This window comes from Sinorhizobium sp. B11 (genome assembly GCA_039725955.1).
In the GTDB taxonomy this organism is placed as follows: domain Bacteria; phylum Pseudomonadota; class Alphaproteobacteria; order Rhizobiales; family Rhizobiaceae; genus Rhizobium.
This window is the reverse complement of sequence record CP091034.1, coordinates 3591308-3611619: the sequence shown is the minus strand read 5'-3', so window position 1 is coordinate 3611619 and position 20312 is coordinate 3591308. Positions and strand designations below refer to the sequence as shown.

Annotated in this window: 19 protein-coding genes; 10 read left to right on the top strand and 9 right to left on the bottom strand. The window is 61.7% G+C overall.

What is annotated here, in order from left to right:
* The first annotated feature begins 60 nt into the window (after positions 1-60).
* The 3 genes from aldA to LVY75_27965 are packed head-to-tail and all read left to right on the top strand — an operon-like array spanning position 61 to position 4330.
* Positions 61-1479: an aldehyde dehydrogenase gene (gene aldA / locus LVY75_27975; protein XAZ22617.1), complete on the top strand. Its 1419-nt coding sequence runs from the start codon at positions 61-63 to the stop codon at positions 1477-1479.
* Positions 1480-1490: 11 nt separating this feature from the next.
* Positions 1491-2708: a mandelate racemase/muconate lactonizing enzyme family protein gene (locus LVY75_27970; protein XAZ22616.1), complete on the top strand. Its 1218-nt coding sequence runs from the start codon at positions 1491-1493 to the stop codon at positions 2706-2708.
* Between the two features lie 8 nt (positions 2709-2716).
* A complete protein-coding gene (locus LVY75_27965; protein ID XAZ22615.1) occupies positions 2717-4330 on the top strand; it encodes a GMC family oxidoreductase N-terminal domain-containing protein in 1614 nt (537 codons plus the stop codon).
* Between the two features lie 9 nt (positions 4331-4339).
* Here LVY75_27965 and LVY75_27960 read toward each other — a convergent pair whose 3' ends face one another.
* Both LVY75_27960 and LVY75_27955 read right to left on the bottom strand, forming a co-directional pair.
* Positions 4340-4816 (bottom strand): cupin domain-containing protein, encoded by a 477-nt coding sequence (locus tag LVY75_27960; protein XAZ22614.1) that lies wholly within the window; start codon positions 4814-4816, stop codon positions 4340-4342.
* A 74-nt stretch (positions 4817-4890) separates the two neighbouring features.
* Positions 4891-6249: a Xaa-Pro aminopeptidase gene (locus tag LVY75_27955; protein XAZ22613.1), complete on the bottom strand. Its 1359-nt coding sequence runs from the start codon at positions 6247-6249 to the stop codon at positions 4891-4893.
* 148 nt (positions 6250-6397) lie between these two features.
* Between LVY75_27955 and LVY75_27950 the strand changes: the two genes are divergently transcribed.
* Positions 6398-7399, top strand: coding sequence for a LacI family transcriptional regulator (locus LVY75_27950; protein ID XAZ22612.1), 1002 nt, complete (start codon positions 6398-6400; stop codon positions 7397-7399).
* Between the two features lie 57 nt (positions 7400-7456).
* Here LVY75_27950 and LVY75_27945 read toward each other — a convergent pair whose 3' ends face one another.
* From LVY75_27945 to LVY75_27925, 5 genes are read right to left on the bottom strand one after another with little or no spacing between them, the layout of a single operon-like run.
* Positions 7457-8248 carry a transporter substrate-binding domain-containing protein gene (locus LVY75_27945; protein ID XAZ22611.1) on the bottom strand — a complete coding sequence of 264 codons (792 nt, stop codon included), beginning with the start codon at positions 8246-8248 and terminating at the stop codon, positions 7457-7459.
* 22 nt (positions 8249-8270) lie between these two features.
* Positions 8271-9188: an isoaspartyl peptidase/L-asparaginase gene (locus LVY75_27940; GenBank protein XAZ22610.1), complete on the bottom strand. Its 918-nt coding sequence runs from the start codon at positions 9186-9188 to the stop codon at positions 8271-8273.
* Between the two features lie 8 nt (positions 9189-9196).
* Entirely contained in the window at positions 9197-9931 is a 735-nt protein-coding gene (locus LVY75_27935; GenBank protein ID XAZ22609.1) for an amino acid ABC transporter ATP-binding protein, read from the bottom strand.
* Position 9932: 1 nt separating this feature from the next.
* On the bottom strand, positions 9933-10604 hold the full coding sequence (locus LVY75_27930) for an amino acid ABC transporter permease (protein XAZ22608.1): 672 nt from the start codon (positions 10602-10604) through the stop codon (positions 9933-9935).
* Positions 10604-11275: an amino acid ABC transporter permease gene (locus tag LVY75_27925; protein ID XAZ22607.1), complete on the bottom strand. Its 672-nt coding sequence runs from the start codon at positions 11273-11275 to the stop codon at positions 10604-10606. The genes LVY75_27930 and LVY75_27925 overlap by 1 nt, the downstream gene beginning before the upstream one ends.
* 230 nt (positions 11276-11505) lie before the next feature.
* Between LVY75_27925 and LVY75_27920 the strand changes: the two genes are divergently transcribed.
* Genes LVY75_27920 through LVY75_27895 form a run of 6 tightly spaced genes read left to right on the top strand, consistent with a single transcriptional unit; the run spans position 11506 to position 17130 of the window.
* On the top strand, positions 11506-12036 hold the full coding sequence (locus LVY75_27920) for a hypothetical protein (protein XAZ22606.1): 531 nt from the start codon (positions 11506-11508) through the stop codon (positions 12034-12036).
* Positions 12037-12064: 28 nt separating this feature from the next.
* Entirely contained in the window at positions 12065-13651 is a 1587-nt protein-coding gene (locus LVY75_27915; GenBank protein ID XAZ22605.1) for an ABC transporter substrate-binding protein, read from the top strand.
* Positions 13652-14734: an ABC transporter permease gene (locus tag LVY75_27910; protein ID XAZ22604.1), complete on the top strand. Its 1083-nt coding sequence runs from the start codon at positions 13652-13654 to the stop codon at positions 14732-14734. It abuts the gene before it with no gap.
* The gene (locus tag LVY75_27905) at positions 14731-15588 is read left to right on the top strand and encodes an ABC transporter permease (GenBank protein ID XAZ22603.1); all 858 of its coding nucleotides are present in this window, start codon (positions 14731-14733) and stop codon (positions 15586-15588) included. The genes LVY75_27910 and LVY75_27905 overlap by 4 nt, the downstream gene beginning before the upstream one ends.
* Positions 15581-16405, top strand: coding sequence for an ABC transporter ATP-binding protein (locus tag LVY75_27900; GenBank protein XAZ22602.1), 825 nt, complete (start codon positions 15581-15583; stop codon positions 16403-16405). Before LVY75_27905 ends, LVY75_27900 begins: the two co-directional genes overlap by 8 nt.
* Entirely contained in the window at positions 16402-17130 is a 729-nt protein-coding gene (locus LVY75_27895; protein XAZ22601.1) for an ABC transporter ATP-binding protein, read from the top strand. Before LVY75_27900 ends, LVY75_27895 begins: the two co-directional genes overlap by 4 nt.
* 91 nt (positions 17131-17221) lie before the next feature.
* On the opposite strand, the gene LVY75_27890 is transcribed toward LVY75_27895, so the two are convergent.
* Complete coding sequence (locus LVY75_27890; protein ID XAZ22600.1) at positions 17222-19324, bottom strand: beta-galactosidase; 2103 nt, start codon at positions 19322-19324, stop codon at positions 17222-17224.
* 108 nt (positions 19325-19432) lie between these two features.
* Complete coding sequence (locus tag LVY75_27885; protein XAZ22599.1) at positions 19433-20308, bottom strand: 2-hydroxy-3-oxopropionate reductase; 876 nt, start codon at positions 20306-20308, stop codon at positions 19433-19435.
* Between the last annotated feature and the right edge of the window lie 4 nt (positions 20309-20312).

Genomic DNA, 20312 nt, shown 5'->3' with positions numbered 1-20312 from the left:
AACGCATGGCCGGCAGAGGCCGGCATGCGCGTGGTCAGCTATTGTCCTGAGGATACCGTCATGACGGAATATCGCAATTTCATCGCCGGAGAATTCCGGTCTTCCGGCGCCCTGGTGCCGGTGCTCAATCCGGCAACCGAAGCTCAATTCGCCAAGGTGCCGTCGGCGACTGCTGCCGAAGCTATCGAGGCTGTCGAGGCGGCGGTAAAGGCGCAGAAGGAATGGCGCGCGGTGCCGGCGATTGCTCGTGGCGACGCTTTGCGCAAGTTTGCTGCCGTCATCGAGCAGCGAGCTGAAAAGATCGGCGCGGCACTCGCGCTAGAATCCGGCAAGAGCCTTGCCGATGCGACAGGCGAGGCGATCTACGGCGCCGAGTTGATGCGGTACCACGCCGAATGGGCGCGTCGCATCGAAGGCGAAATCATTCCGAGCGACAATGCCAATGAGACACTGCTTCTGAAGCGCGAGGCCATCGGCGTCGTCGCCTGCCTGATCCCCTTCAATTTCCCGATCTATACACTGGTGCGCAAGATCGCCCCGGCACTGATCGCCGGCAATGCCGTGGTCGTTCGTCCCAGCAATTCGACGCCGACCTCGGCCTTCGAGATCGCAGAAGCCGTCGCCGAAGCAGGTTTGCCGGCCGGGCTCGTCAATATTCTCACCATGTCGCACGAGGTTGCGGCGACGCTCTGCACGCATCCGAAGGTCGGGATGATCACTTTGACCGGCAGCTTGCAGGCGGGCCGCGTCGTGCTCGAATATTGCAAGGCGAATATCGCCAAGCCGTCGCTGGAGCTCGGCGGCAAGACGCCTGTCATCATCGAGCCGGATGCCGATCTCGATGTCGTTGCCGCACAGCTCGTCGCCGCCAAGACCAATCATTGCGGCCAGCTCTGCACGGCGCCGGAACGGGTCTATGTGCATCGCTCCATTCATGACGTGCTGCTTGCCAAGCTGAAGACAGGCTTTGCCGCGCGCGCCTTCGGCGATCGCTCGGCCGATGCGTCCCGTGTCGGTCCGCTCGCCACCAAGTCTGCGCAGACGAATGTGCACAAGGCCGTATTGAAGGCGGTGGAGCAGGGCGCGCGGATCGAGGCCGGCGGCATCTTGCCTGAAGGCGCGGGTTTCTTCTATCCGCCGACGCTGCTCTCCAATTGCCGCCAGGACATGGAGATCATTGCCGAGGAAATCTTCGGGCCGGTTCTGCCCGTCGTTGCCTACGATATGACCGAGGAGGCACTGGCGCTTGCCAACGACCATCAGTTCGGTCTGAGCTCGGTGCTCTTCACCAACGATCACCGCACGATCATGCACTTTTCCGACACGATCGAGGCCGGCGAACTCTACGTCAACCGTTTCCCGGCCGATCCCTATCAGGGTTACCACGCCGGCTGGAAGCGCTCCGGCCTCGGCGGTGATGACGGCAAACACGGCATGCTCGAATTCACCCAGACACGCCTCGTCATACTCAAGCATTGAGGATCACGGCCATGCAGATCGCATCGCTTTCCACCCACGTCGTCGCCGTCCCGCCGCCGCACATCGGCGGCATGTACTGGATCTTCGTGCGGCTGACGACGGCTGACGGTATCGAGGGTGTCGGGGAAATCTACTCGACCGCCTTCCATCCGCAGGCGCTTGTGCCGCTGATCGAGGATGTCTTCCAGCGTTACCTGCTCGGCCATGATCCGCATGATGTCGAGCGCTTCTGGCGGCTTGCCTATTCGAGCGGCTTCACGCAGCGGCCTGATCCGACGATGATGGGCATCGTCTCCGGCCTGGAGATTGCCTGCTGGGACATTATCGGCAAAGCGGCAGGCAAGCCGGTGCACAAGCTGATCGGCGGGCGCGTGCATGAGAAGCTGCGCGCCTACACTTATCTCTATCCGAAGAATGCGGCCGGCGAATATGACTATAACGATCCGGACCTTGCCGCCGAATGCGCAGTGAAAATGGTGGAGATGGGCTTTACCGCCGTCAAGTTCGATCCGGCCGGCCCCTATACGGCCTATTCCGGCCACCAGGTTTCGCTCGGCGTGATGGACCGCTGCGAGGAATTCTGCGCCAGAATTCGCGAAGCTGTCGGCAGCAGTGCCGATCTGCTCTTTGGCACGCACGGCCAGATGGTGCCGTCTTCGGCGATCCGGCTGGCGCAGCGGCTGAAGAAATATGATCCGCTCTGGTTCGAGGAGCCGGTGCCTCCGGGTCAGGAAGAGGCGATGGCCGAGGTCGCCCGCAAGACCTCGATCCCGATTTCGACGGGCGAGCGGCTGACGACCAAATACGAGTTCCAGCGGGTGCTGGAAACCGGTGCTGCCTCGATCCTGCAGATGAACGTAGCGCGCGCCGGCGGCATTCTCGAATCCAAGAAGATCGCCGGCATGGCGGAAGCGCATTACGCGCAGATCGCGCCGCATCTCTACAACGGCCCTGTTGGTGCTGCGGCGAGCATCCAGCTTGCCGCGTCCTCGCCGAATTTCCTGATCCATGAGGCGATCGTCAATTTCTCGGGCTTCTACGCGGAGATCCTGAAGACGCCGCTGCACTTCGAGGATGGCTACCTGATCCCGTCAGACGAACCGGGGCTGGGCGTGGAACTCAATCTCGATGTCGTCGCCAAACACTCGCCTTACGAAGGGCAGCGACTGCATCTGCAAATGGATGACAAGCCCGCCGACGTGAAGGCTTTTGCCCCGGCCCGCGGCTGAGAACGAAGATGACGACATACGATTACATCATCGTCGGCGCCGGCTCGGCCGGCTGCATTCTGGCCGCGCGCCTCAGCGAGAGCGGCAGGCACAATGTGCTGCTGATCGAAGCCGGCGGCAACGATAGTTCGCCGTGGTTTCGCATTCCCGTCGGCTATGCGCGCTCCTATTACGATCCGAAGGTCAACTGGATGTACTGGAGCGAACCGGAAGCGGCGCTGAACGGCCGGCGCATTTATGCGCCGCGCGGCAAGGTGCAGGGCGGTTCGGGCTCGATCAATGCGATGATCTTCGTGCGCGGTGCCGCGGATGATTTCGACGATTGGAAGGCCGCGGGCAATCTCGGCTGGGGCTATGAGGACGTGCTGCCTTTCTTCCGCAAGCTGGAGACCCATGCGGGCGGCGAGAGCAAATATCATGGCAGTGGCGGGCCGATCCATGTGACGCCGATGCGCGGCCAGTCGCATGCGATCGCCGATCGTTTCCTGGAAGCTTGTGCCGAGTTGCAGCTGCCGCTGAATGCGGATTTCAACGGCGAAAACATCGAAGGCGCCGGCATCTACGACATAAATACGAAGAACGGTGTGCGCTCGTCTTCGTCGCTCGCCTATCTGCGGCCGGCGCTCGGGCGGCCGAATCTCGCGATCCTGCGCAACAGCCGGGTGCGCCGGGTGATCGTCGATGCGGAGGCGCGTGCCACCGGCGTCGAGGTGATCGGGCCGGGTGGCATTACCAGCTATTCGGCACGGCAGGAGGTTATCCTCTCGGCAGGTGCGGTCGATACGCCGAAGCTGCTGCAGCTTTCCGGCATCGGTGACGGCGCGCATCTGCAGTCCCTTGGCATTCCGCTCGTCCGGCATCTGCCGGCGGTCGGCAAGAACCTGCAGGATCATCTCTGCGCCAGCTTCTACTATCGTTCCACCGTGCCGACGCTGAATGACGAACTCGGCACGATCTTCGGACAGGCGCGGCAGGCCTTGCGTTACATTCTGACGCGACGGGGACCGCTGGCGCTCAGCGTCAATCAGGCTGGCGCCTTCCTGCGCGGCAGCCCGGAGGAAGAGCGGCCGAATATCCAGCTCTATTTCAATCCGCTCTCCTATCGCATTCCGACCGATCCGAAGGCGGGATTGAAGCCTGAGCCCTATTCGGGCTTTCTGCTGGCCTTCAACTCGTGCCGGCCGACGAGCCGCGGCAGTGTCAGTATCGTCTCGCCTGAATTGACGGATGCGCCGCAGATCCGGCCGAATTATCTCGGAACCGTCCATGACGAGGAAGAGGTGATCCAGGGCAGCCGGCTCGTGCGGCGGATCATGGAAGCGCCGGCGCTGCGGGCGATTACCGAAATGGAGATGCCGCCTTCGGTAGAGGCGCGCACGGACGAGGAATTGCTCACCTATTTCCGCGGCAATTCCGGCTCGATCTATCACCTCTGCGGATCGGCAGCGATGGGGCCGGACGCCTCGTCGTCCGTGGTCGATGCATCGCTCAAGGTGCACGGCATTAACGGGCTCAGGATCGTCGATGCTTCGGTCTTCCCGAATATCACGGCTGGCAATATCAATGCGCCGACGATGATGGTGGCGGAGAGGGGCGCAGCGATGATCCTCGCCGCTGCCTGAAAACGGATCTCAGTGTCTGTGGATCGGATCGATCCACGGCACATTCTCCGGCTTCTCCACCGGCTCGATATCGAGATTGACCACGACGGGTTCCTGGCCTGAGCGGACGAGCACGCATTCCAGCGTCTCGTCGCGGCTGGCATTGATTTCCTGATGCGGCACGAAGGGCGGCACATAGATGAAATCGCCGGGGCCGGCTTCCGCGGTGAATTCGAGGTTCTCGCCCCAGCGCATGCGGGCCTTGCCCTTCACCACATAGATGATGCTTTCGAGATCGCCGTGATGATGGGCGCCGGTCTTGGCATTGGCATGGATCGTCACCGTGCCGGCCCAGATCTTCTCGGCGCCGGCGCGTGCATTGTTGATGGCGGTTGCGCGGTTCATGCCGGGCGTCTGGGCGGTGTTCGGATCGAGCGCATTGCCGGGAATGACCTTCACGCCATGTTCGCGCCAGTCGATATGCTTGTGGTCGTGATCGTCGCTCATGCCGCTCCTCCTGCTTTCAGGGTCAATCTAGGCAAGGCGGGACCGGCGGCCAAGGGCTGCCGGTCCTTTATCCATCATTCGCGGATCAGCACGTGATTGGCTTTCAACCAGAAGGGCGGCAGATAAAGCGGCGTATCCGAAAGCGGCAGGATGGTTTCTTTAAGGGCAACGCCCAGCTTGTCGGCGATGAAGGCGCGGCGCGCGGTGATGCGGGCATGCATTTCCGGATAGCGGCTGCGGATGGCGTCACGCAGATCCGCATCGGCAAAGGCAATCGCATCTTCCGAGTTCAGCGCCCACCCGGCCGGCATGGGCACGGGGATGACATCGACCTGGAAGGGCATGCCGGAGCGCAGGCGCTCGGTGGAGCCGGGGCGAACCGGCGAATGCAGCCACTCCTCGTGGCTGCCGAGGTGGCCAGGATTGAGAGCGGAGTTCAGGCCGGCGGATTTCAGCTTTTCGGTGACGGCAGTGAAGAGTTCGCCGCCGGTCGTGGCGATATCGGCGGTTTCGTACCAGGTGATCAGCGCCTCGAAATAGGCCTTGGCGGGCTTGAGGAAGGCCTCGTCATGATCGGTCAGCAGGCCGGCGCGCGAGGAGAGGGCGCCCCAGTAGCCGAGCGCAGTTGTGACGCCATCGCCCTGCTTCATGCGCCGCGCCGTCGGGCTGCGCAGGCCGACGATGTTTTCGCCCTTGCTGACGGAGGCGAACATGGTGTGGACGTTCAGCGGATCGCCTTCATAACCAAGCCGTCCGAGCGCTTCGAACTCGCTGTCGCCTTCACGAACCCCCGAGACGACGCGCCAGAGCGCGCGTGAGCAACGGGCCGAGGCCCATTCAAAAGCGGCGAGCTGATCGACATCGACGACAGAGCGCAGGCCGTTTTCCGGATGCATCAGGACGGTGGTCGCGTCGGTGACGCTGCCGGCGAGACGGCGCAGCACTGAGACGATGAAGTCGGGAACGAAAAAGCAGTTTGCGTGGTCTTCGTCCTCTTCCACCGAAAGGTATTTCCAGCCGACGAGCCCGATACTCTGGCCCTTGCCAATACCGGCGTCTTTCAGGCGATCGACAAGGCGCGGGTTTTGCGTGCGGTCCTGGCCCATCAGACTGAAGCTTTGCGCCCGCAGTACTTCGATACCGGGCAGCCCGGCAAGAACCGTATAGCTCTCGGATTCATTGCCGGTGATGATGACACGCTTGCCCTTGGGGCCGAGCAGCAGAAGCGCTTCCTCGAAGCGTGGTTCGAAACCGGAGAGGAACATGATGTTGCCGAAGTGCTCGCGGTCAGCATAGACGACGAGCCAGTCGGTGCCGGCGGCTTTTAGCGCGGCATCGGCACGGGCGGCATAGGTCCCGGCCGGGATCTGTGGCTGATCGGCGGTTACAGGTCCGAAATCCGGCAGGGTGACGGGTGCGAGGTTGATTGCCATGCGGTTCCTCCATTCAGGCTGGCATCGAGACGAAAAAGGGCTGTGGCACCGGTTTCAGTGCCATGAAAGTGGATGATTGCAAGTTTCCGATAGCGAAGATGCACGACTGTGCGCTATCACGCCATGACAGGTTGGAAAGTGCTCGAATATGACACAGAACAATGGCCGCGATGCCGCTCCGACGATTGCCGATGTTGCAAAGCTGGCCGGGGTGTCGCGAGCGGTCGCCAGCCGGGCGCTCTCCAACGAGCCGCGACCGGTTTCGGCGGACAAGCGTGAGAGAGTGGTCGAGGCGGCCGCCCGGCTCGGTTACAAACCGAACCTCTTGGCGCAGAGCCTGACGACCAAGACGGTCAACCTCATCGCGGTCGTCGTCAATCACATCCACGATCTTTCGGACCTCGATCTCTTCGACCGGCTGCTCGACCAGATCCAGTCGATCGGCAAGCAGGTCATCATGATCCGCATCGGCTCGGTCGCCCGCGTCGAGGAGTTCCTGCGCAACGGCGTTGCCTATCATGTCGATGCGGCACTGGTCTTTTCGGATTTTGCAGACGCGCCGACTGTCAGGCGCATGTTCCGCTCCGATCTCGTCGTCATGCTGAACGGTCTGCATGACGATCTCTCGCCCGTCGTCATGCCCGACGAGGGCAGCGGCATTGCCGAAGCCGTCGCTAATGCGGCGAAGAAGGGCGTGAAGCGGGCGGGTCTCGTCACCGGCCGTTCGTCCTCGCCGATGGAACAGGCGCGTATCGGCTTTTACAGACAGGCCTTCACGAAGAATGGCATAGAGCTGGTGCACACCGTGCAAGGCGACTATTCCTATGAGAGCGGACATGCGGCGGCAAAGGAACTGGCTGGCGCCGATTGTCCGGATGCGATCTTCTGCACGTCAGATGCGATGGCCATGGGCATTCTCGATGTCTGCCGCGCCGATTTTCCCGGCAACCGGCCGACACGTTTCCGGCTCTATGGTTTCGATAATCTCTCGCTCACCGATTTCGACGCCTATCCGATTTCCTCGATCGGTTACGACAAGAGTGTCTATGTCGAGCACATCGTGGATTTCATCGCAAATCCTGGCGATTTTCACCCCGGCCAGCCACCGGTCATCGTGCCGACGACCTATTTTCCGCGCCTGACCGCCTGATAGAAATGACCTCCTGACAGCAAACAGGCCGCCCGAAGGCGGCCTGTGAGGATCATCCTACCACTGCGGGTTCAGAGCCGGCGGGTTGGCTTCTGCGCCCCACCACTTCTTGTAATTGGCTTCATAAGCGCCCGACTGGATGTAGTCGGAAACGAACATGTCGAGCCAGCGGACGAATTCCGGATCGCCCTTGGCGACAGCCATGCCGATCGGGTCGTTGGAATAGAGGCCGGCGAGCGTAACCAGCGTCGGGTTCTTGGTGGCGAGATAGTCCAGCAGCGAGGAATCTTCGATCGCAGCATCGACGCGCTTCTGCTGGAGCTGCAACACGCCATCGGGAGCGAACTGGTCGACATAGACGAGCTGCGCATCCGGGACGGCGGACTTGAGGAATGTCTCGCCCGTCGTACCACGGCCGACGACAACCTTCTTGCCCGAGAGATCCTTCAGTTCCTTGATGCCGGCGTCCTTCTGGACGATAACGCGCAGGCCGGCGCGGTTATAGGGGATCGAGAAGTCGACGACCTTGGCGCGCTCGAGCGTGGCAGAGGTATTGGCGATCGCCACGTCGATCTGGCCGGAAACCAGCATAGAGATGCGCGCATCGCCCGAGACGTCGGTGAATTCGACCGGTACGCCGAGCTTTTCGGCCAGACGGTTGGCGACATCGACGTCGTAACCGACGGGGTTGTTCTGCGCGTCGCGGAAACCGATCGGCTCGCCGCCAAGCGATACGCCGATGCGCACGACGCCGCGTGAGCGGATGTCGTCGAGCATGCCGGCAAAGGACGGAAGCGCAGAGCCGGCAACGACGGCCAGCGCGGCAATGGCTGTGAGAATGCGTTTCATGGTTCCATTTCCCTCTTCTTGATTATGCCTGTTTCGCGGCCCGAAGTTCCGGTTCGGGCATCGAGTCCTCCCAGAGCCAGTAGCGGATTTCGCCCTCGCATCTGAAATTCACGACCTCATGGTTGCCCTTGGCATCGACAGCATGGATGACCACGCCGGCCAGGAAACCGGAGGACAGTTCATTGAGCTCCTCGACCGCCAGCTTGACGGCGTCGGAAAGCGAATAGCCGAATTTGAGCGCCAGCACGACAGTGCGCGCGGTCGAGCAGCGCATGGTCATTTCACCGGTATGGGTGCAGGCGGCCGCGCCGTAACGGCTGTCGGCATAGAAGCCGGCGCCGGGAATGGGGCTGTCGCCCAGACGGCCCGGATATTTCCAAGCCCAGCCGGATGTCGATGTCGCAGCATGGATGCCGCGCGCCGGGTCGGCAGACAGGAAGACGGTCGTGTCTCGCACACGTTCGGGGTCAGTGATGGCGCGGCTCAGCGGCGCCAGAGGGATATCGGGAAATTTCGCCAGCTCTTCCGGCGACAGTTCCTTTTCCAGCCGCTCCCACCACACGCGCTTGCTGTCTTCGAAGAGCACGTCGTCTTCGGAGAAACCGATTTCACTGGCAAAGCGGCGAGCGCCATCGCCGGTCAGCATCACATGCGGCAGGCGCTTCATTACTTCGTGGGCGAGGCGAGCGACCGGCAGCGTATTCGGCACGGCGCCGACAGTGCCGACATCGCGGGTGTTGCCATCCATGACGGCGCCGTCGAGTTCCATATTGCCGAGCATGTTCGGCCAGCCGCCGTAACCGACGCTGCGGACCTGGACTTCGCTTTCCACCTTGCTGATGCCGGCGACCATGGCGTCGAGGCTGATGGCGCCTTCGCGCAGCATCTGCACCGTCGTCGGGAAACCGGGCCAGGCTTCTTTATTGGCCAAGAGCAGCATGAATACCTCTAATCTTTACGCATTTTGGACAGGAACTGGGCGATACGCGGGTTGGTCATGCCGCCCTCGGCGGCGAAGAAATCCGCAGTCGGCAGATCGACGAGCAGCTTGCCCTTGTCGAGGAAGACTATGCGGTTGGAAATCTGCCGCGCGAATTCGATCTCGTGGGTGACGAAGAGCATGGTTGTGCCTTCGGCTGCGAGCTTGGCGAGGATAGCCAGCACTTCGGCCGTCATTTCCGGGTCGAGCGCGCTGGTGACTTCATCAAGCAGCAGGTAACGCGGCTGCATGGCAAGCGCCCGGCAAATGCCGACGCGCTGGCGCTGGCCGCCGGAAAGCTGGGCTGGATAGGCATCGGCGCGATCTCCGAGGCCGACGGATTGCAGCAGCGCACGGGCGGTGGCTTCGGCTTCGGCACGCGGCTTTTTCAGCACTTCGACTGGAGCCAGCGTCACGTTTCCGAGCACGGTCATATGCGGATAGAGATTGAAGAGCTGGAAAACGGTGGCCGAGCGCTTGCGGGCTTCGGCCAATTCCTTCGGCTTGCCGACGTCGAAATTATCGACCGTGATGCTGCCGCCGTTCAACTTTTCCAGGCCGTTGATGCAACGGATCAGCGTCGATTTGCCGGAGCCGGAGGAGCCGAGAATGGATACGACCTCGCCGGGATTGATGGTGAGGTTGACGCCATCGAGAACGGTTGTAGGACCAAAGGCCTTTTTGACGTTTTCTACTTTGAGCATATTAGAGCCCTCTCCAGGCGGCATGCGCCCTGAGGCGGTTTTCGAAGCGGGCGCCGAGCCATGCGAGCAGCTTGGCGCAGAGGTAATAGAGCAGGCCGACCACTGTCCAGACGATGAAGGGTTTCAGCGTGCGCAGGTTCAGGATGTTGCCGATCTTGGTGAGGTCGACGACGCCGATGACCGAGATCAGCGAGGTGACCTGCAGCTGGTTGACGAGAAGGGCGGTCAGCGGGCCGATGGCGAAGGCCATGGCCTGGGGAGCCACGACATGGCGCAGCACCTGCCAGCGGGTGAGGCCGAAGACGCGAGCAGCCTCGATCTGGTCGCGGCCGATGGATTCGATTGCCGAGACCGCGATGACGTAGACGAAGGCTGCGGAATTGGCCGAAAGCGTGATGGTGGCCGCAGTCGTCGGCGTGATCCGGATGTGTAGGAGGCCAGGCAGGCCGAAGAAGACGAGGAAGAGCTGCACCAGAACGGGCGAGTTCTTCAGGAGTTCTGCAATGAAGGTGATGACCGGGGTCAGCACCGGCACGCGGTAGAAGCGGCAGACCGCCCATGATGTGCCGATCAGGAGACCGATGAGGGACGTCGAGAGAAACAGACCGAGGCTGACGCCGAGGCCTTGTAAAAGCAGCCAGATATCGAAGGGGGTGAAATCGGAAAAACGCATCAGGCTACAGCCTCCATCATGTCGCGGTTCAGGCGGCGGTGGAGGAGGGCGATTCCGAGCGAGACGAGATAGGTCAGCAAGGCATAGACCACGAGCAGCACGACATACACCTCGAAGGGCCTGTAAGTCTGCGAGACGACGATCTGCGCCGAGCCGGTCAGCTCGTTCAGCGTGATCGTCGAGAGGATCGACGATGTCAGGATCATGTTGATCAGCACGGAGCCGAGCGGGCGAACGGAGGTTCTGAGCGCGATCGGCAGCACGATCTTGGTGAAGGTTACCCGGCGCGAAAGGCCGCTGACTTCAGCGGCTTCGATAATGCCGGGATCGATTGCCAGGATGCCGGCGCGGATCACGTCGGACGCATAGGCGCCGCCGGCAATCGACAGTGCCACGACACCCGTGGTGAAGGCATCGATATAGATGCCGATCTCGGGCAGGCCGTAATAGAAGAAGAACAGCTGCACGATGAAGGGCACGTTGCGGAAGATATCGACGTAGACGAAGGAGATCCTGCGCAGAAGAGCGGAGGAAGACGTGCGCGCAATGGCGACGAAAGCGCCCATGATGACGCTGCCAATCAGCGCCAGAGCACAGGCTTCCGCCGTCAGCAGTGCGCCTTGCGCCAGAAAGCCCAGATGGGGCAAGAGGATCGAAAGGTCGAACCGCACGATCACTCCCTTATGTACGATTGAAACCGGTTTCATCGTGTCGTTTGTGCGCGTTGATGTCAAGAACGCTTAATGTGAAATGCTGATATATCTGTGACGAAAAGTTCGTTTTTGCCGGTAACGTTCCGCGGAATAATTTTCGTCAAAAGGCGAAAAAGCTGGATGAATATGGACTGCACAATATCGCGCCACCTCGTTAGCCTTTATCGCACAAAGAAAGAGCAATCCGCATGAGCCAGCTTCCTCACATCGATTACGACACCGCTTCCGAAGAGATTCGCGCAGCGCATGACGAGGAGGTGCGGGTTCGCGGCAACATGACCAACATGAAGCGAACGCTGCTGCATTCGCCGGAAGCGCACCGCATCTATGCCGAATGGTTCACGCTCCGGGCTGAGCTCGACCCCGCCATCAGCGATCGCGAGATCTGGATCTTCTCGCATTCGATTTCCAAGGCGCTGAAGTCGGATATCGCCGTCACCTTCTTTCGCCGTGCGCTGATCAGGAATGGGTTCAACCCGGATGCTCTGGAACTCAGCGACATCGAATTTCTGCTTAAACGTTTTGGCACCGCAATTGTCGCCGATTCCAAGGCTATTCCTGCCGATATCTGGGTGGAGCTGAAGGCACGCTACGACACCAAGGTTCTCGTCGATCTCGTCGCCTTTGCCGGGATCATGATCGCCACTGCCGTCTACATCAACGTTGTCGAGGTCGATTTCGATCCCGAGCTTGAGGCCTTTGCCGAAGGCGCTAACTGATTTTTTCATCACCCAAGGGGAGTTTTCCATGTCCATCATTTCCAGCCGCGCCAAGCTGCTCGGCACCGTCTTCAGCCTGGCGCTCGCTTTCAGCGCCCCCGTTGTTCACGCCGAGACGCCGCCTGATGTGCTCGTCGTCGCTCAGTCGATCGACGATGCTGTCAGTTTCGACCCGGCTGAAGGTTTCGAGCTCACGACCGTCCAGTCCTTCAACAACATCTATCAGCGTCTCGTGCAGTCCAATCGCGATGACGGCACGAAGATCGAGGCGGGACTTGCCGCTTCCTGGGAAGCAGGTAGCGATGGCAAGAGCCTGACCTTTGCGCTCGCCGGCGCCAAGTTCGCCTCCGGCAATCCGGTTCGCCCCGAAGACGTGATCTTCTCGCTGACGCGCGCCGTGAAGCTCAACAAGTCGCCGGCCTTCATCCTCAACGAACTCGGCTGGAAGGCCGACAATGTCGATGCCGCGATCACCAAGGTTGACGACAAGCATGTCAAGCTCACCTGGACGGCGGATGTCGGCTCCGGCTTCGCGCTCTCGATCCTGACGGCGCCGATCGCCTCTATCGTCGACGAGCAGACAGTTTCGCCGCAGGCCAAGGACAATGATTTCGGCAATGGCTGGCTGAAGACCAATTCGGCCGGCAGCGGCGCTTATACGATCGCCACCTACACGCCGCATGAGGCGCTGGTGCTGCAGGCCAATGCCAATTCCTCCGACAAGCCGACGCTCGAAAGCGTCATTATCCGCAACGTGCCTGATGTTGGCGCCCGCCGCCTGCTCGTGGAGCAGGGCGATGCCGATATCGCACGCGGCCTGTCTGCCGACCAGATCGAGGCGCTGAAGGACAAGAGCGGCATCAAGGTGCTTTCCGTTCCCTCGGCCCGCCAGGACTATATCCTGCTGAACAGCAAGGCGAACCCGACGCTCGGCAACCCGGCTTTCTGGGAAGCGGCGCGTTATCTCGTCGATTATGACGGCATTACCAAGAACCTGCTGCGCGGCCAGAGCAGCGTTCACCAGGCCTTCCTGCCGAACGGCTTCCCAGGCGCACTCAGTGACACGCCCTTCAAGCTCGATGTCGAGAAGGCCAAGAAGATCCTTGCCGATGGCGGCATCAAGACGCCATTCAAGATCGAATTCATCGTCTTTAACGACCAGCCGTTCCTGTCGATTGCCCAGTCGCTGCAGTCCACCTTCGCCCAGGCTGGCATCACGCTTGATATCCAGCCGGGTGTTGCGAGCGACATCTATGCCCGCGGCCGCGCCGGCAAGTTCGAGATGACGCTGCGCTACTGGATCCCGGATTATTTCGACGCCCATTCCAACGCCAGCGCCTTTGCAATCAACAAGGACAACTCGGCCAATACCGTTGCCAAGCAGGCCGGCTGGGTGATCCCGGAACTGACCGACGAGACGCTTGCAGCCGTCAAGGAGCAGGATGCCGCCAAGCGCGCCGCGCTCTATCAGGATCTGCAGAAGAAGATCCAGGCAAGCTCGCCCTTCGTTTTCATGCTTCAAGGCAATGACCAGGTCGTGCTAAGCGACAAGGTGAAGAACTATGCCCAGGGTCTCAACGCAGACCAGGTCTATTACGACAAGGTAGCGAAATAAGTGCCGCAGACGGCAGTGCCTGATAATGCCGACATGACCAACTCCCGCCAGCGCAACAGCTGGCGGGAGTTGTCGTTCGTCTGGCCGCTTTCGAAGTGGCTGTGGTCATTTGCGCTGACACTCTTCGGGCTGGCGCTGGTAACCTTTGCGATGACGCGGTTGTCGCCGATCGATCCGGCGCTGCAGCTTGTCGGCGACCATGCCAGCCAGTCCACCTATGAGCAGGCGCGGCTGGAGCTTGGCCTGGATCAGCCGCTGCCGGTGCAATTTTTCCGCTATGTCGAGACGGCACTATCCGGCAATTTCGGGCAGTCGATCTCGACCGGCCAGCCGGTGGCGAAGGACATTGCCCGGACTTTTCCGGCGACGATAGAGCTTGCGACGGCGGCGATCATCCTTGGTGCCGGCGTAGGATTGGCGCTCGGCATAACCGCCGCCATGCGGCAGGGGACGTGGGTGGACGGGCTTGCTCGTTTCGTCTCGCTTTTCGGATACTCCGTGCCGATCTTCTGGCTCGGCCTGCTGATGCTGCTCCTGTTTTACGCGCGGCTGCACTGGGCGCCGGGGCCGGGCAGAGCCGATGTCGTCTTCCAATATACGGTCAAATCGGTCACCGGCTTTGCGCTTGTTGATACGTGGATATCGGGCAAGGCGGGCGCCTTTCGCGATGCGCTGGCGCATTTGGCGCTGCCGGCGATCGTGCTTGCCTTCCACGCTCTTGCTGCAATTTCGCGGCTGACGCGCGCTGCGATCCTCACCGAACTCGGGCAGGAATATGTGACGACCGCGCGGGCCAAGGGCGCAAGTCTCCGCCGCATTGTCTTCGTCCATATCCTGCCGAATGTCTCCGGCACGTTGTTGACCGTCATCGCCCTTTCCTACGCCAGCCTGCTGGAGGGTGCGGTGCTGACAGAGACCGTCTTTGCCTGGCCAGGCATCGGCCGTTACCTGACGACGGCGATGTTTGCCGGCGACATGCCGGCGATCCTCGGGGCGACGCTTGTGGTCGGCGCCTCCTTCGTGCTTCTCAACGCGCTGACCGATCTCGGCGTAGCGCGGCTGGAATCGGGGAGGAAGCGATGAGCGCGATCGTCCAGGCGCCATCAGGCGGTCCATCTTTCCTGCGGCGCGTGCTGCGTTCGCCTTCCGCAGCGACTGGCGGCGCGGTGGTGCTCTTCATTCTGGCGCTAGCGTTGCTGGCGCCGCTGATTGCGCCCTACGATCCGAACCTGCAGGAGACAGCCAATCGCCTGATGCCGCCTGATGCCGCGCACTGGCTCGGTACAGACGGTTTCGGTCGGGATATTCTGTCACGCATCATTTACGGTGCGCGGCCGACATTGCTGCTGGTGCTGGTCGTGGTGCTGCTGATGGCGCCACTCGGCATTCTCGTTGGTATCCTCTCCGGTTTCTTCGGTGGCATCACCGAGCGCGTGCTGATGCGGATCACCGATATCGTCATGTCCTTTCCACGACTGCTGCTCGCCTTCGCTTTCGTTGCCATCATGGGGCCGGGGCTGATCAACGGTGCGCTGGCGCTGGCGCTGACGAGCTGGCCCGCCTATGCGCGCCAGGCCCGCGTCGAAACGGCGGCGCTCAGACGCAGCGATTATCTGGCGGCGGCCGAAATGGTTGGTATCCGCGGCGTGCGGCTGCTCTGGGGGCATATCCTGCCGCTGGTGCTGCCTTCGGCGATCATTCGTCTGGCACTCGATCTCTCGGGTATCATTCTTGCTGCCGCCGGCCTTGGTTTCCTCGGTCTCGGTGTGCGTCCGCCAACAGCGGAATGGGGCTCGATGGTCTCGGAGGGCACGCAGGTGATCTTCGATCAATGGTGGGTTGCGGCCGTGCCTGGCTTTGCCATCCTGATCACCTCCTTCGCGTTCAACCTGCTGGCCGATGGTCTGCGCGATATTCTGGATCCGCGCCATGACTGAGCCGCTGCTTTCCGTCGAGGATCTGTCGATCGCCTTTCCATCGGAGGAGGGGCGGGTGCGCGTCGTCGATGGCATTTCGTTCTCGGTGGGTCGCGAGGTCGTGGCACTGGTCGGTGAGTCCGGCTCCGGCAAATCGATGACTGGCAGGGCGATCATGGGGTTATTGCCGCGCCGGGCGGAGGTCAGGGCAAAGCGTCTCGCCTTCGATGGGCACGAGCTGACGACATTGGCCCCATCCAGCTGGAACAGGCTGCGCGGCAGCGGTCTCGGGCTGATCCTGCAGGATCCGAAATATTCGCTGAATCCGGCCCATAAGGTTGGCCGACAGGTGGAAGAAGCGTCGCTTTTACACACCAACCTTTCTGCTGCCGAACGGCGCGAGCGAGCGCTCGACATGCTGGACAAGGTCGGTCTTCCCGATCCGCAGCGCGTCTATACGAGCTATCCGGCTGCTCTCTCGGGCGGCATGGGGCAGCGGGTGATGATTGCTGCCATGCTGATCAACCGGCCGAAACTCTTGATCGCCGACGAGCCTACCTCGGCGCTCGATCGCGGTCTGCAGGACCAGATCCTGACCTTGCTACGGTCGCTGACGGAAGAGCTCGGCATGGGGCTGCTGCTGATCAGCCACGACCTGCAGCAAGTATCGCGTTATGCCGATCGCGTCATGGTCATGCGGCATGGCAGGATCGAGGAGCAGATGGCGTCTGCCGATCTTGCCAATGCCAGATCGGATTATACGCGGGCGCTCTGGGCGGCGCGGCCTTCGGCTGCGACCTATGGGACACGGCTGCCGGTCTACGGAGGCGAGGCATGAGTGCGCTTTCCGTTTCCGATCTTTCCGTCACCTTTCAGGCTGGCGGCAAGGGTTTTACTGCTGTGCGAGGCATCAGTTTCGACGTCGCGCCGGGCGAGACATTCGGGCTGATCGGGCCGTCTGGCTGCGGCAAGACGACGGCGCTGCGTGCCGTTGCCGGGCTGAACACCCGTTGGCAGGGCTCCATTACGGTTTTCGACGAGGCGCTGCAGCCGGGTCAGAAGATTACCGGCGCGTTGCGATCCAACATCCAGATGGTGTTTCAGGATCCCTATTCCTCGCTGCATCCGCGCCATCGCGTCTCACGCATTCTCGGGGAGCCGCTAGCGTTGCGGGGTATGCGCAACGTCGAGGACGAGGTGCGTATCGCGCTCGATCAGGTCGGCCTGCCGGCTACTGCTGCCGGACGTTATCCGCACCAGCTTTCCGGCGGGCAGCGGCAGCGTGTGGCGATCGCCCGCGCGCTGCTCCTGAAGCCGAAGCTGCTGCTGCTCGATGAGCCGACCTCGGCGCTCGATGTCTCGGTACAGGCCGAGATCCTGAACCTGCTGAACGACCTGAAGGCTTCGCATGGCATGACCTTCGTGCTCGTCAGCCACGATCCCGGCGTCGTCGCGCATATGTGCGACCGGGCCGTGCTGATGCAGGCCGGTGGTATCGAGAGCGAACTCGACCGAGCCGCGCTTTCGCAAGGTGGCTGGGTCGAGCAGCTTGCCGTCCGCTAGTAGAGCATCCGGTTTTCTTCGAAATACCGGATGCTCTATCGCTTTGGCGCATTCCAGGCGCAAAACCGCTGCACAGTTTTGCTGGAATTGCTTAGCTGATCGGCAAGATCAGGACATCACGGGCCGGCACTTCGATACGCTCGGCATCATAGGCATGGTTGACAGGCCAAGCCGGCTTGCCGCCCGACAATTTTCCGGCTGCGAGCGTGACCGTCGTCGTCTGGGCCTTGCGCGTCGGATTGACCAGCCAGAGGAAGCTTCCATTTTCGCCCTTGTGGATGCGGGCGAAAAGCGCGTCGTTGGACAGGCTCGCATGACGCGTCCGGCCGCTCCATTTCACCAGTTCGGCGAAGAACGCGGCATTGGCCTTGCCGTTGGTGCGGTAGAAGGCGACGGAGGGATTGGTGCCGATCAGCAGGGTGCGACCCTTACCGAAGCGGTTTTCGACGACGGCAAGACGGCCGCCATCGAAAGCGCCGCGCCCGATGCCGTCGGTCAGGCGGTAGGACTGCAGGAGACCACCGCCATCAGCGGCCATATCATCGAACTTGAAGTGGATGCGATCGCCGATATCGGGCATGAATTCCACTTCTTCCTCGCGCGCACCGAAGACTTCGTCGAGCCCCATATTCGGCTGCACCTGGCCGACATGGCCGCGGTCACCGAAATAGCCGGGGCAGGCTTCTGATATCAGCGTGCCGCCCTTTTCGACCCAGGACTTGAGACGTGTCGCCTGTTCGGCGGTGAACATGATCGGGTAGGGGAAATAGAGGAAATCGTAGGCGTCGATATCGTCGATATGGACCCAATCCGGCTGCAGGCCCTGTCCGAGGAAGGCGCGGTAGGCGCCCCACATGGCTTCGGGATAGGGCTTTTCCTTGCGGTCGTAGTTCAGAAGGTAATCCCATTCCTGCGTTTCGGGGACGACGAGGATACCGACCTCGCCACGAACGGGCTTTGCGTCCCAGAGCGTCTTCTGAGCCGGGTCATTCGCCCATTTCGCCATGGCGCTCTGCATGTCGGAGCGCGGCGTGCGGCTGCCGTCCATGCCATAGGCACCGAAGGCACCGAAGAGCGGGCCGTCGAGCAGCGGGCGCCAGCGCAGGTTCAAGACGCCGCGAGCGCCGCCGGCAAAGGAGGTCATGCTCCAGATGCGGATATCCTCGGGCTCGGCGACGCGACCGTCTTCCTTGTCGCGGCCGATCACCTGCGGCTGCAGCCAGAGCGGGCCGCCCTGGCGCTCTGCGTGCCAGAAGGGTTTGCCGCGGGCGGCGGCACGATTGATATCGACGCCGTACCAGGTCTTCCACGGTTCGGTGCCCTTGCGAGCCTGAATCCAGGTGAAGCCGTAGATTTCCACCTTGGAGGCGGCGAGCCAGTCGTCGCAGCCATTGGCGGCCATGTTCGGGATCGCACCTGATATGCCGTGCGCGGCAATGACATTCTTCTGATCGACGGCGCGGATCGTGTCGATGCGCCACTGCATCTGGCCATAGAAATTGTCGCGCTTGAACTGCAGCCAGTCGATACATTCCGTGTAGGGAGCCATGTGAACCGGTGGCTCGACATCGTCCCATTCGGCATAGCTGTAGCGATGCCATGCCTTGGCCAGCACTTTCAGGCTGCCATATTTCTTTTCCAGCCATTCGCGGAAGGCGGCCTTGGCATAGCTACTGTAATCGACATCGGCGGAATAGTTGACCTCGTTCCAGACGTCATAGCCATAGATCGCCGGATGGTCCTTGTAACGCGTGGCAAGTGCCGTCAGGAACTTGCCGGCTGCTTCCTTCACTTCCGGGCAATTCAGCGTCAACGCGCCGGCGCCGCCGCCATTGTTGGAGAAGCCGCCAGTCGCTGCCGAGACGCCCATGTAAGAACCGAGCTTGGTGCCGTCGGCATTGACCTGCAGGGCATCAGCATATTTGCGCACCGCCCAATCCGGTACGGCGTGAATGAGTTCGGCAATGACCGTCTTGATCCCGTTCTTGGCGGCGAGATCGAGCTGGCGGTCATACTCCTCCCAGTCGTAGACACCGGGAGCGACTTCGATCGCACTCCACATGAACCAGTGGCGGAAGATGTTCAGGCCATCTTCGCCTGCCGTCGTGTAGTCGCGTTCCCAATCGTCGCGGGGCGGATTGGACTTGCGAAAATAGACGGCGCCGAAAGGGAATTGGATATCGTTTCTAAGCATTGTCCTGTCCTTCTCTATCGATGTCCGGACATGGCTTCGCCGTCCGGAGAAAAGGCTCCGGCAGGAGGCAATCGAAGATGTCGTCCGGGTGTTCTAGGTGGTCCTGATCTAGCGCGGCCCTCCGGCGAGGAGCTCGAGCGTGCGGATAAGGGCGGAATGGTCGCGTTCGCCGTCACCATTGGCAACAGCGGCATTCATGAGCTGCTGGGTGGCCGCCGTGTTCGGCAGCGACAGATCAAGCGCGCGGGCGGCATCGACGGCGAGCGTCATGTCCTTGCGGTGCAGGCGGATGCGGAAGCCGGGTTCGAAGGTTTCCTTGACCATGCGCTCGCCATGGACTTCGAGAATGCGGGAGGCGGCAAAACCGCCCATGAGCGCGGCGCGCACCTTGGCCGGATCGGCGCCGGCACGCTTGGCAAAGAGCAGGGCTTCGGAGACGGCTTCTATGGTGAGCCCGACGATGATCTGGTTGGCGACCTTCGCCGTCTGGCCGTCGCCGACACCACCGACCAGCGTGATGTTCTTGCCCATCTTTTCGAAGAGTGGCCGTGCACGCTCGAAAGCCTGCTCCTTGCCGCCGATCATGATCGTCAGCGAGGCGGCCTTGGCGCCGACCTCGCCGCCGGAGACGGGCGCATCGAGATAGTCGCAGTCAAGCGCTTCGATGCGTTTGGCAAAGCTCTTGGTGGCGACAGGCGAGATCGAGCTCATGTCGATGACGAGCTTGCCGGCAGACAGGCCGGAGGCAACACCGTTTTCGCCGAAGAGTACGGCTTCGACGTCAGGTGTATCCGGCAGCATCAGGATGATGATGTCGGAGGCTTCAGCAACAACCTTTGCGCTATGGGCAGCCTTGCCGCCCTTGGTGACGAGGTGCTGCGAGGATTCCTTCACGCGGCTCAGATGCAGCGTATGGCCGGCATCGATCAGGTGTTCCGCCATCGGGCGGCCCATGACGCCCAGTCCGATAAAACCGATATTCATGTTA